Annotated in this window: 12 protein-coding genes; 5 read left to right on the top strand and 7 right to left on the bottom strand. The window is 67.3% G+C overall.

Going from position 1 to position 14,031, the window contains the following annotated elements; all coding sequences use genetic code 11:
- Positions 1–21: 21 nt before the first annotated feature.
- The 4 genes from DAT37_RS03115 to DAT37_RS03100 all read right to left on the bottom strand — a co-directional run bounded on the left by DAT37_RS03115 (position 22) and on the right by DAT37_RS03100 (position 3,557).
- The gene (locus DAT37_RS03115) at positions 22–828 is read right to left on the bottom strand and encodes a hypothetical protein (protein ID WP_109523077.1); all 807 of its coding nucleotides are present in this window, start codon (positions 826–828) and stop codon (positions 22–24) included.
- Positions 821–1,774 (bottom strand): helix-turn-helix domain-containing protein, encoded by a 954-nt coding sequence (locus tag DAT37_RS03110; protein WP_109523076.1) that lies wholly within the window; start codon positions 1,772–1,774, stop codon positions 821–823. Before DAT37_RS03110 ends, DAT37_RS03115 begins: the two co-directional genes overlap by 8 nt.
- Positions 1,775–1,873: 99 nt before the next feature.
- Positions 1,874–2,677 carry a polysaccharide deacetylase family protein gene (locus tag DAT37_RS03105; protein WP_109523075.1) on the bottom strand — a complete coding sequence of 268 codons (804 nt, stop codon included), beginning with the start codon at positions 2,675–2,677 and terminating at the stop codon, positions 1,874–1,876.
- A gap of 187 nt (positions 2,678–2,864) precedes the next feature.
- On the bottom strand, positions 2,865–3,557 hold the full coding sequence (locus DAT37_RS03100; RefSeq protein ID WP_109523074.1) for an SDR family oxidoreductase: 693 nt from the start codon (positions 3,555–3,557) through the stop codon (positions 2,865–2,867).
- Between the two features lie 164 nt (positions 3,558–3,721).
- Between DAT37_RS03100 and ggh the strand changes: the two genes are divergently transcribed.
- Together ggh and DAT37_RS03090 are read left to right on the top strand one after the other, a co-directional pair.
- Entirely contained in the window at positions 3,722–5,059 is a 1,338-nt protein-coding gene (gene ggh / locus DAT37_RS03095) for a glucosylglycerate hydrolase (RefSeq protein ID WP_109523073.1), read from the top strand.
- A gap of 79 nt (positions 5,060–5,138) precedes the next feature.
- Positions 5,139–5,882, top strand: coding sequence for a glycoside hydrolase family 25 protein (locus DAT37_RS03090; RefSeq protein ID WP_109523072.1), 744 nt, complete (start codon positions 5,139–5,141; stop codon positions 5,880–5,882).
- 51 nt (positions 5,883–5,933) lie between these two features.
- On the opposite strand, the gene DAT37_RS03085 is transcribed toward DAT37_RS03090, so the two are convergent.
- From DAT37_RS03085 to DAT37_RS03075, 3 genes are all read right to left on the bottom strand, one after another.
- Positions 5,934–8,009, bottom strand: a complete 2,076-nt coding sequence (locus DAT37_RS03085; protein ID WP_109523264.1) for a PhoX family protein — start codon at positions 8,007–8,009, stop codon at positions 5,934–5,936.
- Positions 8,010–8,216: 207 nt separating this feature from the next.
- The gene (locus DAT37_RS03080) at positions 8,217–9,011 is read right to left on the bottom strand and encodes a hypothetical protein (RefSeq protein ID WP_109523071.1); all 795 of its coding nucleotides are present in this window, start codon (positions 9,009–9,011) and stop codon (positions 8,217–8,219) included.
- A 104-nt stretch (positions 9,012–9,115) separates the two neighbouring features.
- Positions 9,116–9,655, bottom strand: coding sequence for a lipoprotein LpqH (locus DAT37_RS03075; RefSeq protein WP_109523070.1), 540 nt, complete (start codon positions 9,653–9,655; stop codon positions 9,116–9,118).
- Positions 9,656–9,805: 150 nt separating this feature from the next.
- Here DAT37_RS03075 and DAT37_RS03070 point away from each other — a divergent pair, with 150 nt between their 5' ends.
- From DAT37_RS03070 to DAT37_RS03060, 3 genes are read left to right on the top strand one after another with little or no spacing between them, the layout of a single operon-like run.
- Positions 9,806–11,230, top strand: coding sequence for a hypothetical protein (locus DAT37_RS03070; RefSeq protein WP_109523069.1), 1,425 nt, complete (start codon positions 9,806–9,808; stop codon positions 11,228–11,230).
- Positions 11,230–12,285, top strand: coding sequence for a hypothetical protein (locus tag DAT37_RS03065; RefSeq protein WP_109523068.1), 1,056 nt, complete (start codon positions 11,230–11,232; stop codon positions 12,283–12,285). Before DAT37_RS03070 ends, DAT37_RS03065 begins: the two co-directional genes overlap by 1 nt.
- Positions 12,285–14,030 (top strand): tetratricopeptide repeat protein, encoded by a 1,746-nt coding sequence (locus DAT37_RS03060; protein WP_109523067.1) that lies wholly within the window; start codon positions 12,285–12,287, stop codon positions 14,028–14,030. The genes DAT37_RS03065 and DAT37_RS03060 overlap by 1 nt, the downstream gene beginning before the upstream one ends.
- The last annotated feature ends 1 nt before the right edge of the window (position 14,031 follow it).

Here is a 14,031-nt window from a genome sequence, read left to right as displayed (position 1 = left end):
GCGGAATCAGCTCGAAAGCCGCTACACCCGGTCCATCGAACGGGTGTGGCGGCGAACCAGCGCGGTGAAACGCGCCGCGCTCGAACCGAACAGCCCCTGATCGACTCGACGTCGCTCGATCGCCGATACCAGCCTGTCGAGCGCCGCCACCGCATCACGGCGCGTGGCAGTGAGCCCCTCCTGGTCGAGTTTCCAGACTCCGATCGCGGTGCGATGGTGATTCACGATCTCGAACAGCGAATTCAGGTCGGCGATGTCCTTGTCCGCGTGGCGATAACTCCACGCGAGAGCTTTCAGCACGACGGCGGCCTCGACATCGGGTGTCAGCACGGTGAATTCGATCCGGTTCCCGTCGCGAAGTGTCACCTGCGCATCTATCGCGACAGGTTTCGCGCTGATCGCCATACTGAGCCCGGGCGCGCTGTCGAATCCGCGACCGCCGACGTCGTTGGGCACCCCGACACGTCCGAACGGGACCAATAGATCGACTGCCAACCGGCCGAAGTCGCTGTCTTTGCCGTAACGGTTCCCTTTCACCGTCTCGTATCCGAGGGTTTCCAGCCGGTAGTGGAGATACTTGCCCGCCGCTATCGGAAGGCTCACGCCCGCGTCGGCATCGGCGGTACCCCGGATCTGGAGCGTCGGCGTCGGATACGCGTGGATCAGCAGCTGCACCATGTGTCCACCGATGACGCGGTATCCACCGTCCTCGCTATCGGCATCGATTCCCTCTGCCGCGCGCGCGAGATCCGCGAGAGCCCGAAATCCCAGGTAGGACGCGTTCGATGTCGAAAGTATCTGTACCGCGAACCTTTTCGTCTCAGACATGCACCGCCCCCTCGCCTATTGCCGAACGCAATGTCGCCGCGGCCTCCTCCACGGCAGGCCCGGTGCTGGTGTTGAGCAGATCCCACAGCACGATCGCCGGATCGGCAAGGAGTTTTCCCGCACGCGGACCACGACGTGATGCGACGTGGAATACCGTCGGATCCTCGGGAACCACGATGACCATCGTGGCGTCCGACGCCTCGGCGGGACTCATACCGATCGGCGTGAAGTCGACATGCTCCGGGACGTACAACCGCACCGTAGACGGGATTCGCCAGGGTGACAGCATATCGGCGGCAAGATCTCCCGAAAGCGCCGATGGCAGAGCGAGTTCCGACAGCAACCCCAGGGCGGCATCGGCCTGACTCGCCGGGTCGTCGAGCCCGTACCACGCGGCGACAGCGCCGCCCGGACCCGGATACGCGCGCAACCACGTATCCAGCAGGTCGGTCGGGGCCGACCACCCGTCGCCACCGTGTACCGCCTCCGGAATGCGCCTCAGGGCTTTCGACACGGCCTGCTGGCTGACGCCGACAATCGTCGCCAATTCCGTCTGGGTCATCGGCTCTCGCGCGACCGCCAATATCCGCTGTACCGCCCATCGACCCCACGCGGTCCGCCCGAGATTTCGTCCGGCAGCCGCGGGCCCGAGCAGCACCTCGCCGTCGAGGATCACCAGCGGCGGATCGCTGGTGAGCAGGTCGACAACGCCCGCGCGAGCGGCCTTCTCGACACCTGCCGCGGCACTCGGTGCCACGTACAAGGTCCGTGGCGCGGCGGGTTCGGAAATTCCCAGCCTGCTGACGGTCAGTCGCCGCTGCGACACTTTCACTTGCAGCGTCACCGATCCCCGCGGTCCGGCGATCACCAACTCTTCGTTGTCGCCCCCGGAAACACGGACACCGGCGCGCCGCAACAACCTCACTATGTGCTGGCGCACGTCCATGACCGCTCCGCAGGTGGGCGACGAATGTCCTACAACTCTATACCGTTGAATCAGATTTCAGTTGTTTGACATTTACAACCACCTAAGGTAAAGAGATCCTCAGGTCGGGGGGAGGAGGACGTCGTCGAGGGTGACCATGGACAGGTTGCGTTCCCGGATGATGTCGACGAGTTGGCCGTAGCAGTGGGTGACGGCGGGGGCGTTGGCGTGGCCGATGACGATGGTCTGTGGGTTGAAGTACTTGTGGGCGCATTCGATGAGGTATTCCTCGGTGATCACGCCGGAGTCGGAGAGGGAGCCGTACCACATCACCGGGACGGTGTAGCCGAGGTCGGCGGCGACCCGGTCGACGGTGGCGTTGTGCCTGCCGAAGGGCGGCCGGTAGTACGGGGTGCCGTCAACGCCGAAGGTGTTGTGCAAGTAGGTTTTCGCGCGCGAGAGCTGTGAGGAGACGGCGCTCGCGGAGATGGCGGTGAGGTCGGCGTGGTCCCAGGTGTGGTTGGCCAGCTGGATCTGGCCCGAATCCACCAGGGGGCGCAGTTCGTCGCGGTGGATCGTCCACGAGTCGTAGTACGCGGTGACGAAGAAGGTGAAGCGGGCGCCGGTGTCCTTGGCGAAGCGGATGTAGGCGCCGACCACCTCGGGGCTCGCGCCGTCGTCGACGGTCAGCGCCATGCTGGAGCCACGGCCGGGCAGCGCGGTGATGGTCTGCGCGGCGATTGGCGTCTTGGGTCCACCGGGCGGGGGCGGCAGTTGCGGGCGCGGCGCCGGTGTCGCGGGCGGCAGGACGGGAACGCCGTCGGCGGATCCACTTTTGATCGGGTCGCCTTCGGCCACGGCACAACCGGTCAACGCCATGGCCGTACCGGCGGCGAGCATCGACAACAAACGACGACGTTCCATGATCCATACCTTCGGGTCTGCTCGGACTGGTGCACGCCACCCGTCGGCGGACCATGGCCGGGGCGAACAGCCCGGACTGTATCCACCCGATCTGTCCACCGGGTGAACACCACGCACCTGTAAGCAAACCGAGACAATTAGGACTAAAGAGTCCAAGCGGTCGGGAGGTATGTCACGCAGGCCCCGATCAGTACGGACGCAGCACGATCTCGGTGGGATGGCCGTCGCGCGGCGTCTCGACGGCATTGCGGATCGCGCTCGCGACGGTCTCCGGGGTGAGGAATTCCTCCGGCCGGTACTCGCGCCCCTCACCCGCGACGATCGCGCGCTGCATATCGGTATCGATACGCCCCGGATGGATCGAGGTGACCCGCAGCTGCGGTTCCTCCTGACGCAGCGCGTCACCGAAGGCGCGCAATCCGAATTTGCTCGCGGCGTAGGGCGCCCAGCCCGGATGGGCACGCAGGCCCGCGCCCGAATTGACCAGCACCACGTGACCGCTCGCGACGCGCAGAGCGGGCAACAGCAGCCGCGTCAACTCGACGACAGCGATGAGGTTGGCCTCCAACGTATTACGCCACTGCTCGACCGAGGATTCGGCGATGGTGCCGAGATCGGCGATACCCGCGTTGTGCACGAGCACGTCCAGCCGCGTGATCGGGGCGACGGCCTCGGCGACGGCGTCGTAATCGGTGAGCGAGACCGGCCAGCCGGTCGCCTCCGGCAGATCCTCGAGTATTCCGCGCAGCGAATCACCGGATCGGGCGCCGAGCAGCAATTCGTGCGTCGGCGCCAGTTCACGGGCGATGGCGGCGCCCAATCCCCGGCTGGCACCGGTGATCAAGGCGGTCGGCTTCGGCAGGCTGGTCACGGCGGTCATGCGCCCCACCGTAGTGGCAGCGCGCGAAGGCCGCCGCCGCGTGTCGCCGTACATCTGCCGGTCGACGGCAGGATGGACGGGAGTGAATCGGCCGGCGACGACGCGGTGTCCGGAAACACACCACTGAGCAGGCATATTCCCGGGTGTCGTCGGAGAATAGGTGGATGGCACATCCGGGGTTCACCCCAACACAGCTCGCGGCCCGCGCCGCCTATCTGCTGCGGGGAAATGATCTGGGCACCATGACCAGTGCCGCGCCCCGGCTCTATCCGCACATGTGGAGCTGGGACGCGGCATTCGTGTCGGTCGGGCTGGCACCGCTGAGCGTCGAACGCGCGGTGGTGGAACTGGACACGCTGCTGTCCGCGCAATGGAAGAACGGAATGATCCCGCACATCGTGTTCGCCAACGGCGTCGACGGATACTTCCCCGGCCCCGCGCGCTGGGAGTGCAGGAAACTCGCCGCCAATGCCCCGGACGGCCCCGACACGTCCGGTATCACCCAGCCGCCCGTGCACGCCATCGCGGTGCAACGCATCCTGGACCATTCGCGCAGGCACGGCCGCAGCACCAGGGCGGTCGCGGAGGAATTCCTCAATCGCCGGTGGCCGGATCTGGTGCGCTGGCACCGTTGGCTCGCGCACGCCCGCGATCCGAAGGAGAACGGGCGCATCACGCTGTACCACGGCTGGGAATCCGGCATGGACAACTCACCGCGCTGGGACCGGGCCTACGAGAATGTGGTCCCCGGCGCGCTGCCGCCGTACCGGCGCGAGGACACCGTGATCGTCTCCGATCCGACGCAGCGCCCGAGTGACCGCGAGTACGACCGCTACCTGTGGCTGGTCGAGCAGATGCGCCGCGCCGGATACGACGACTATCTGCTCGCCTCTAGTATGAGTTTCGCCGTGGAGGACGTTTTCGTCACCGCGATCTTCGCGCTGGCCTGCGAGGTGCTCGCCAATATCGGCGAGGAGTACAAACAGCCCAACGCCGATGTGCGCGACCTCTACGCCTGGGCCGATCGCTTCCGCGCGGGCGTCGTCGCCACCGCCGACGCCAGGACCGGCGCGGCACGCGATTTCGATGTCCGGCTGCAACGGTGGATCAACACCGAAACCCTGTCCGTCTTCGCCCCGCTGCTGTGCGGCGGCCTGCCACGCGATACCGAACGCAGCCTGCTGCGCCTGTTCGAGGGGCCGCGCTACTGCGGTCATCCCGATCTGCGCTACCACCTGCCGCCGTCGACTTCCCCGGTGTCCAAGGACTTCCGGTCCCGCGAGTACTGGCGCGGTCCGGTCTGGCCGGTCATGAGCTGGCTGTTCTCGTGGGTTTTCGCCCGCCGCGGCTGGGCCGAGCGCTCCTACACGTTGCGCGCCGAGGGTTTGCGCCAGGCCAGCGACGGTAGTTTCGCCGAGTACTACGAACCGTTCACCGGCGAACCGCTCGGCAGCATGCAGCAGTCGTGGACCGCCGCTTCGGTGCTGGACTGGCTCGGATAATTCTCCCTGGCGAACTGCTGGCGAATACATCACCAGCCCCACTGGTGACGGTCAAAGCTATTGGCTATCGTCAAACATCATGCACAGAACTCGTTGGAGATCGATACGCGTGATCGCATTGTCCGGCATCGCACTGGGCAGCATCCTCACAGCGACCACACAGACCGCGCAGGCGACGCCGACCGGCCCCGATGTGTCGTCGTGGCAGCACATCGACGGCAGGATGATCGACTGGTTCGCCGTGCGACGGTCCGGACATCAGTTCGCCATGGTGAAGGCGACCGAGGGGCTCAGCTACGTGAACCCCTATTTCGTGCCCGACAGCCTGCTGATGCGCGCCGCAGGCGTCGCTCGCGGGACCTACCACTACGCCCAGCCCGGCCTGCCGCCCGAACCGCAGGCGGCGCTGTACGCGGCGGTGGTGCTCGGCCAGAACGGCCCACTCGACCTGCCGCCCGTCCTCGACATGGAACATTCCGGCGGCCTCGACCCGGCCGGTCTCATCGACTGGACCCACCGCTACCTGAACACGGTGCGCACGCTGACCGGCCGCATGCCGATCATCTACACGTATCCGAATTTCTGGAAGTCGGCGATGGCGAATACGAACGCGTTCACCGCCTATCCGCTCTGGATCGCCGACTACCGGGGCAACGACCAGCCCGAGGTCCCCGGCGGCTGGCCCACCTGGACGTTCTGGCAGACCACCGACAGCGGCAGCATCCCCGGCATCTCGGGCCGCACCGACGTCAACGTATACAGCGGCGCCCAGGGCGATTTCGCCCGCTTCGCGCATATGGGCGGCCTGACCGGCAGCGGCTGATCCCGCAAGGGCCGCTACCCGAATGCGTCCGGGCGGCGGCCTCGCTGACAGCTAGACGCCGATGCGGCCGTTGTTCTTCCACACCACCGCGACCGAGGGACGCGGCTGGGCGGTACCGCCGTCGGGCCAGTGCGAGAGCGGGTTCTCCGGGGTGGCGTCGTCGGCTTCGCCCGGGTGCTGCACGCAGACGATCACGCGGGATTCGGTGACGATCGGGCCGCAGGTCTCCGCGCCCTTCGGCACCGTCAGGAACTGTTTGGTCTCACCGCGATTGGGTCCGTCCAGGACCACCGAGAACAGGCCGTCGTTGGTTTTGAGGGCGTTGCCGTCGGTGGAGATCCACAGATTGCCGTAGGCGTCGAAGGCCAGATTGTCCGGGCAAGAGATCGGGCTGACCTTCGTCTTGTCGAATCCCGCGAAATAGGTGTCGGCGGCGGCCGGGTCGCCGCAGACCAGCAGCAACGACCAGGTGAATTCGGTTCCGGTGTGGTCGTCGTCGATTTCGAGGACCTGACCGTTCTTGTTCAGTTTGCGGGGGTTGGCCTCGTCGGGGCCTGCGACGGTGCTGTCCTTGCCGCGATTGTCGTTGTTGGTCAGGGCGACGTACACCTTGCCGGTGTAGGGATTGGCCTCGAAATCCTCGGGCCGGTCCATCTTGGTCGCGCCGACCTTGTCGGCGGCGAGCCTGGTGAACACGGCGACCTCGGCGGCGGACATGCCCTCGACCAGCGATTTGCCCTTACCGTCGGATCCGGTCTCCAGCAGCGGAATCCACTGGCCCTTGCCGGTGAAACCCTTGTCGGACGGCACCGTGCCCGAGCCGTCGACCTTGTCCGGATGATCGCCGCTCAGCTTGGCGACATAGAGGGTGCCCGCGTCGAGAATCGTCATATTGTGCCGCGTGCTGGCCGCTCCGCTGCCCGACTGGATCTTGCGGGAGGACACGAATTTGTACATGTAGTCGAAGCGTTCGTCGTCACCGGTGTAGGAGACGACGTCGCCCGCCTTGGTCACGTAGATATTGGCGCCCTCGTGCTTGAGCCTGCCCATCGCCGAGTGTTTCACCGGCGTCGAGGCGGGATCCCACGGGTCGACCTCGATGACATATCCGAATCGGTTGCCTTCGTTGGGTTCCTGCGCGAGGTCGAAACGCTTGTCGGTGCGCTCCCACTGGTTCGGCGTGGTCGCGCCCTTGGGATATCCGTACCGCTTGGCGCGCGGCTTGTCGAGCGGATCGCTGATCTTGTCGCCGTTGGCGAAGTATCCGTGGAAATTCTCCTCGCCGGAAAGCACCGTGCCCCACGGGGTGACCCCGCCCGCGCAGTTGGCGAAGGTGCCGAGCACCTTGGTGCCGCTCGGGTCGGCGGAGGTCTTGGTGAAGATGGTGCCCGCGGCGGGGCCGGTCAGCGTGAATTCGGTGTCGGCGGTGATCCGACGGTTGTATTTGCCGAAGACCGGCGTCAGTTTGCCGGTAGCGGATTCGCCCTTCACCTCGACGACGGTGAGCCCGTGCGCGGCTTTGGTGATCGCGATCTGCTCGTCGGTCGGGGCATCCTTGTTGTAGCCCCGGAACATTTGCGGGCCGGTGGTGTATTCGTGATTGACCACCAGCAGATAGGAATTCGGCTGGCCCTCGATGGGCAGCAGTGCCGCGAAATCGTTGTTGTAGCCGAACTGCCTGGCCTGCGCCGCCGGGGTCTGCTTGTCGAAATCGAAAGCGGGCGCGTCGGCGAAGAGGGGATCACCCCAGCGGATGACGACGGACTGCTGATAGCCGTCGGGGATCACCAGCGCGTCTTCCTTGTTGGGCGCGACGGCGGTGAAACTCGTGCCGGTACCGGCGGATCCCGCGGGAGTGTAGGTGGGGGTGACCGAATTCGCCGAGGCGTCGTCGTCGCCACAGGCGGCGAGCGCGCTGCCCGCCCCGACCGCGAGGACCGCAGCGGCACCGCCCTTGATCAGGCCGCGCCGGTTCAAGGAGCTGACGATATCGCCGAAGTACGCCCCCGCCGAGGTGTTGGGCGCCTCGTGGAAACAGGCGTTGGCGCATTTGTATTCGCACGTCACGGACGCACGGGCGGACTGGCCGTCATGCTTCACGAAGAGGGCGAGGGGTTTCGAGATCACGATGACTCCCTGGATTGATCCGACGCGCCGCACGCTAAACGCCTCAGACTATCCGGAGGAAACCGAAAGGTGAACGCCTGACCAATTAGGTAACCCTCAGTTAGCCGAGAGGGTGCCGACGCGAAAATCCCGGCGCCCGCGTGTGTCGCGAACGCCGGGATCGGCGGAGATCTGTCGTGGTGGACGTCGGACCCGGGGCGGTGGGGATCAGGCATTGACCGGCAGCGTCAGCACGACCTCCAGCTCGTTCTCGGGCAGGTAGGACACCTGCACGATCCGCCCGACCTGGACGTATCCGACGGCGGTCGGCGGCAGGAATTTCTCCACGCGGGTGCCGAAGGTGGAACCGTCGGGCCGGGTGACGCGCAGCGCGAGCTCGATCTTGGAATGTCCGTCGCGGATCTCGCCCGGCACCGAGAGCGACTGCACCACGGCCTGCGCCCGGATACCGCGTTCGGCGATATCGAGTTTGGCCTCGGTCGTGAAACCCTTCCGCATCATCGAGGCGTTCATCGCGCGCTGCGCCTCGGCGCCGTTACCCGACATGTCGACCTCGACCTTGTCGGTGCGGCCGGGCAGGTATCGCACCGGCAGCACCACGCCGGGGCGAAGCAGCGCGAGTTCGGTCAGCGGCACGATCATCCGCGCGGTGGACGGGAAGACCTTGCCGTCCGCGCCCTCGACGCTGAACTCGATGCGCACCTGCGGCTGGTCGTTGAGGGTCACGCCGGTGTGGCGGAACGACCGCACGGTGCCCAGGCCCATCTGTCCGCCCTGGAATTCGGAGCTGTTCAGGCCGGTCAGCGCGGGCAGGATGCCGTCGGCGGTGAAGGCGAAGACTATCGGGACGATCGTCAGGGCGATGATCGGCAGCGACATCTGCCAACCCACCCAGGCGAGTACGTAGGGATCGCCGCTGTCGAAGGTGAGTCCGTGCCAGAAGTAGTAGCCGATCGCGAGAACGCCGAGGGCGAGAGCCAGAGCGCGGGCCTTGTTCTTCATGGGTTTTCCTTTACTGCGTCGGATTTCGGAGGGGTGGGGATCGCACTCGAATCCGCGCTCCCGCGATGCACTGCGGGAGCGCGGAGTTCGAGGCGTGGTGGGGATCAGGCGCCGACGATGGTCGTGCACGCGAAGGTGATCTCGAATTTCGAGGTGGTGGGACCGGCCAGCGGGTTGGTGAGGTCCGGGACGCCGACGCCCTCGCCGGTGACCTTGTAGGTGTTGCCGTCCTTGACCAGCTTGGCCGAACCGCCCGGCTGGCCGTTGCCGTAGCCGACTGCGTAGGGCAGGCCGTTGGAGCCGCCCTTGCTGCCCGCGATACCGACCGCCTGCACCGTGTCACCCTCGATGCTGGCACTGACGCTGAGCTGACCGTAGGTCGAGCTGTTGGTATCGGTGAGGGCCAGCGCCAGGGTGCTGCCCTGCTTGGCGCAGGTGGTGTCGAACTTGGCCTCGAGCGCCTTGCCGTCGACCGTCGCGGCCGACTTGCCGCCCGCCGGTGCGACCGGGGCCGCCGAGGTGGCGGTCTGGGCCTTCGAGGTCGGGGTGGAGGTGGAGGCGTCGTCGCTGCATCCGGTGACGAAGAGGGCCAGGGTGGCGGAGGCGGCGATCGCGGTGGCGGCGAAGCGGGTCTTGGTGTTCATTTCTTTGTCCTTCTCTGTCTGTTTCTTCGGCTCCTCGGTGGCGCCGTTGACAAAAAGGTATGAAGGCCGCGCGCCCTACCGATCCCAGGTTTGGGCGGTCCGCATTCGCCGAAACTCCGTTAACCTGGTCGAATGCGACGACCGCGCGCCATGGTGCTCGACGAGGTATGGCGCAGGCTCGACGGCGTCGAACCGCTCAGCGGTCCCTCCGGCGGGCCTTTGCGCCGCACGGTGAAACTCGTGCTGGATCCACTCGTGATCCGGCCCGTGCAGAATCCCGAGTGCGCCGGGCCGATCCTCAGCGAGGACGGTGCGACGCTGCTCGCCACCAGGATTCACGCGAGCGCGGATGTCCTGCGGGCGACAGCGGCCTGGTTCACACTGCTCAAACAGGTGCGCCGGACCCTGCGCATCACCGAGGGCCATCCCCAGGATCTGTACTTCCAACGCTGTTTCGAACTCGCGACGACGAAGGGGATGCCGGATCCCGCCGAGGATCGCGCCGCCGCCGAGGAGACGCTGCGCGATATCCACGAATTCTCGGCGGGGCGGACAACCCAGGCGCTGAAACAGCACGTCACCGAGGAATCGAAAGCCCGTGAGCTGGTGGGACTCATCGAACTCGCGTGGCGTCGTCGACCGGCGACCGCGTCACCGGCCGATCACGACGCCGAACTCACCGAATTGCTCGACGCCGCGGCCCAGGCGCGCTGGGAGGGCGACGGCGACGCGGGACAGCGGGCGCTCGACCGGCTGATCGACGCGCACGCGGGCACCCATTCCGGGTTGTCCCTGTGGCAGCGCGAATCCGGATCGAGCGCGCGCGAACTCGGTCTCACCGAACATCCGCTGCCACCTCGGCCCGCGCTCGGCGCGTCCGCGTCGACCTCGAAGCTCGCCCTGCCCTTCGATCGGACCGTCTACGAGCGGGTCTTCACCGTGCTCCAGGCATCAAGCGAAAGAGCCGAACTACCACCCATTCCCGAACTGGTCACCAACGAGATCGCCCGCAGCTGCGCACCGTGGGCACTGCTGGACGAATCGCTTCGGGTGACAGCCGCCGCCGGGGCGGTACTGGCGACAGGACTCGCGCCGATCGACAGCCGCCCACTGGGACCGCGACGGGTGGCGGTGGTCTCCGATATCGCCGACCATCCCTCGGGGCGGATAGCGCGTCGGTCGCGCACCGAAGCGGTCGCGACGGATGTGACGCAGACGGATGACGAGACCGCCGCGCAGCGCGCCATCAACAGCCGCTGGCAACGCGAGGCGTATGTCCTCCAGGCACGCAGGCTCATGCTCGACACCACCTCGACGCTCGCCCCGGACAACCCCCTCGCCGTGATCGCGGCCGAACTGCGCACGCCGTGGCGTCCGTACCTGCGCAGACTGTGGGTCCGGCTGCACGGTCGCGATGTCCGCGAGACGGGCGTGTTCGAGCCGGACGAACTGTGGGATCTGCTCGACGGCGTGGCCCGATCGGTGATCCTCGATCATCGGACCAGGGTGAAGAACGCGCTCAGCGCCCTCACCCTGGCCATGGATCCCGACGAGACCGAATCGAGGGCGAGCTGATGACGGACGTGAGCATCCGCCGCACCGGTGACGGACTCCTGGTCGTCGCGCCCGCCGACGCGCCGACCGTGCTCGACGGAACCCCGGATCCCGACACCCTCGTTCTCGAAGTCGTGGGCGGGCACCTCACCTGGAGTCTGCTGGCCGGACAGGCGACACCGGCGGCGGTGGTCGACCATCCCGACGACGCGCAGGAATGGCTGTGGGCCGTCTACGGTGAGGAGGTCGCGCTGGCCGCCGCCGAACTACGGCCCGCCGATCGGCACGCGGTGGAACTGCCCGCACCGCCCGCCCGGCCGGATCTGGTGGCGAAGGCGTGGCGGCTCGCGTACGCGCACTGGGTGATCCGCTGGTGGCCCGCGTCGACCATCGACGGCATCGCCGCACTGGACCGGCGGCTGCTGGAGGAAGAGATCGCGACCCTGACCGAGGCCTGTGACGCACTCGTCGACGGCGCGGATGCCGAGGTGCCCGACTTCGCCCCACGGACCGCCGATGCCCTTGCGCGCCAAGACGATTACGCACTTGCCGCCGGTGGCGAGGGCGACGAGGGCGGCCTCACACTGACGCGCGGTGTCGGCGGCTGGGACTGGCGGGGCTGCCCGCCCGGCCTGGTCGACGCCTCCGAACGCGCGGTGTCCTGGGAGGTGACACGGGATTCGGGGGCGACGCGGGTGCTGGTGCGCGCGGTCGCCGCACCCGACCTCGTTCCCGGCGTACCGGACCATCTGCGGCCACGGGCGCTCGTCGGCGCGGCGGGCGGCGCCGACGCGGTGCTCGCCGAGATCGAATTGTCGCTGGTGGGCGACACCTGGATCGGTCGAGGTCCGGTGGACCCGTCTCCGACCGTGGCGGGACAGGTCACCGACGTCGGCATATCCGTCGCGGGTTTCGGCCCGCCCGGATTCGCCGCGCCCGACGACACCGAGATCCGGCGACGGGTGCGGGATCTGGCGACCGCCAGACTCGCCCGAGCGGCAGACGCGGACGACACCGCCTTCGACGCACCACTGCTGGCCGAGATCGCGGCAGCGGCAAACGATTCCGATTTCTGATGACCCGCGATTCACCCCACGACGACGGTCGCGAAGTGCTCCTCGAGGGCGCGGCCGCCTATCAGCGCGGCGAGGTCGCCGAGGCATTGCGGATCTTCGAACGGGCCGCGCGCACCACGACGGGCGGGCTGCGGGCGAGCGCGCTGATCAACGCCGCGAGCATGGCCGACGAACTCGGCGATCACGCGACCGCGATCGGCTGGTATCACGAAGCGCTGTCGGAGATTCCGGCGGACGCGATCGAGAAACGCGCGTCGGCGCTGGTCAACTATTCCCAAGCGCTTCAGCACGTCGGTGAATTGGATCGGGCCCAGTCCGCGTTGGAACAGGCGCGTGCCCTCCTGGCCGACAACGACGAGTTCGGCACCTTGCGTGTGGCCTGTCTGCTGTCACTGTGCGCGGTGGCCTTCCATCGCGGGAGGTGGCACGACACCATCGAGATCGCCACCGAATCACTCGACGCCGCAGTACGTTTCGCTCCGCAATTGGCGGGACATCCGCTGATGAACCTGGCCGGCGCGTATTTCGAGACCGGCCACCGGGAACTCGCCGTCGATTTCGCCGCGCAGGCGCTCGCCGCGTTCGAATCCGCGCAGGACCGCAACGGCGTCGCCGAGACCCAGCAGAACACCGCGACCATGATGCTGCGACTGAATCGGCTCGATGAAGCCGAGCCGCTACTGCACGCGAGCCAGGAGTATTTCGAACGCGCCGGACTCGGCCACCGCGCCGGGATCGGGCTGAAGACGATGGGATTCCTCGCCGAGAACCGCGGCGATCTCGACCGCGCCCACGATCGCTACCTGCGCGGTTACGAATATTTCCAGGCATCGGGCGCGGTACTCGACGCCGCCGACGTCCAGGTGCGGCTGGCGACCGTCGCCTTCCAGACCGGGCACATGCACGAAGGGCAGCAACTGATCGCCGCCGCCTTCCACGCCTACGCCGAACGCGGCCTCGGCCTGCATTGCGCCCAGATCGACTACTGGCACGCGACGCTGCTCGAAGCCGTTCTCGACACCATGGATCACCCGGCACCCGAAATCCTCACCGCGGCCGCGAATCTCGCGGTCACCTCGGCCGTCGCCATCGACGCCGTCCGCCATACCTTCGGCAACGGTAACCAGCGCGAACAGTGGAATCGTCAGATCGCCGACCCGGCCATGCGCATGGCCTTCCGCTTCGCCTACCTGTCCGGCGACGGACCGCTGCTCACCGATCTGATCGAAACCCAGTGTGCCGGTACGGCACTGAATATCGCGCCGTCGGAGGTGCGGGAGCCGGCACAGCTCCCCTTCGCACTGTTCGATCCGCCGACCGATCTCCTCGGCGCGCACACCGACGGCACCGGAACCGGTGAGGCGGGAAACGACTCGACACCATCGAGCCGGGACGTCGGCCCGACTCGGGCAAGCACACTCGATGATCGACGTGATGCCGCCGATCGGCTCGCTGAGGACAACGGTGTGACCGACCCCGGCGCGGAATCGGCGCTCGACGGCACCGAGACGCCTACCTTGATGGCCGGTACCACACCGTTCACCGCCGATCGCCGGGCCGGGGCGAGCGCGCTTCAGCTCGGGGCCGCACTGGCCGAAGTCGCCGCGAGCGCGGGGCTTCCGGTCGCACCGCCCCCGCGTGTTTCCGTCGGGCCGGACGGGCATATCGCGCTCGCGGCGTATGTCGCGGCGGCCGAGCAGCGGTACGGCCTCAGCGTCCGCGACGACCGGGTGGTCACCGCGTGAA

Origin of the sequence: Nocardia aurea (assembly GCF_003123685.1) — a bacterium.
Classification (GTDB): domain Bacteria; phylum Actinomycetota; class Actinomycetes; order Mycobacteriales; family Mycobacteriaceae; genus Nocardia; species Nocardia aurea.
The sequence above is the reverse complement of the archived record's forward strand: the minus strand, read 5'-3'. Positions and strand labels throughout refer to the sequence as shown.

Excerpts from the sequence above, each read along its gene's own strand:
- DAT37_RS03060 (WP_109523067.1), top strand. The coding sequence starts at position 12,285 with ATGACCCGCGATTCACCCCACGACGACGGTCGCGAAGTGCTCCTCGAG.
- DAT37_RS03110 (WP_109523076.1), bottom strand. The coding sequence starts at position 1,774 with ATGGACGTGCGCCAGCACATAGTGAGGTTGTTGCGGCGCGCCGGTGTC.
- DAT37_RS03065 (WP_109523068.1), top strand. The coding sequence starts at position 11,230 with ATGACGGACGTGAGCATCCGCCGCACCGGTGACGGACTCCTGGTCGTC.
- DAT37_RS03115 (WP_109523077.1), bottom strand. The coding sequence starts at position 828 with ATGTCTGAGACGAAAAGGTTCGCGGTACAGATACTTTCGACATCGAAC.
- ggh (WP_109523073.1), top strand. The coding sequence starts at position 3,722 with ATGGCACATCCGGGGTTCACCCCAACACAGCTCGCGGCCCGCGCCGCC.
- DAT37_RS03075 (WP_109523070.1), bottom strand. The coding sequence starts at position 9,655 with ATGAACACCAAGACCCGCTTCGCCGCCACCGCGATCGCCGCCTCCGCC.
- DAT37_RS03080 (WP_109523071.1), bottom strand. The coding sequence starts at position 9,011 with ATGAAGAACAAGGCCCGCGCTCTGGCTCTCGCCCTCGGCGTTCTCGCG.
- DAT37_RS03105 (WP_109523075.1), bottom strand. The coding sequence starts at position 2,677 with ATGGAACGTCGTCGTTTGTTGTCGATGCTCGCCGCCGGTACGGCCATG.
- DAT37_RS03100 (WP_109523074.1), bottom strand. The coding sequence starts at position 3,557 with ATGACCGCCGTGACCAGCCTGCCGAAGCCGACCGCCTTGATCACCGGT.
- DAT37_RS03070 (WP_109523069.1), top strand. The coding sequence starts at position 9,806 with ATGGTGCTCGACGAGGTATGGCGCAGGCTCGACGGCGTCGAACCGCTC.
- DAT37_RS03090 (WP_109523072.1), top strand. The coding sequence starts at position 5,139 with ATGCACAGAACTCGTTGGAGATCGATACGCGTGATCGCATTGTCCGGC.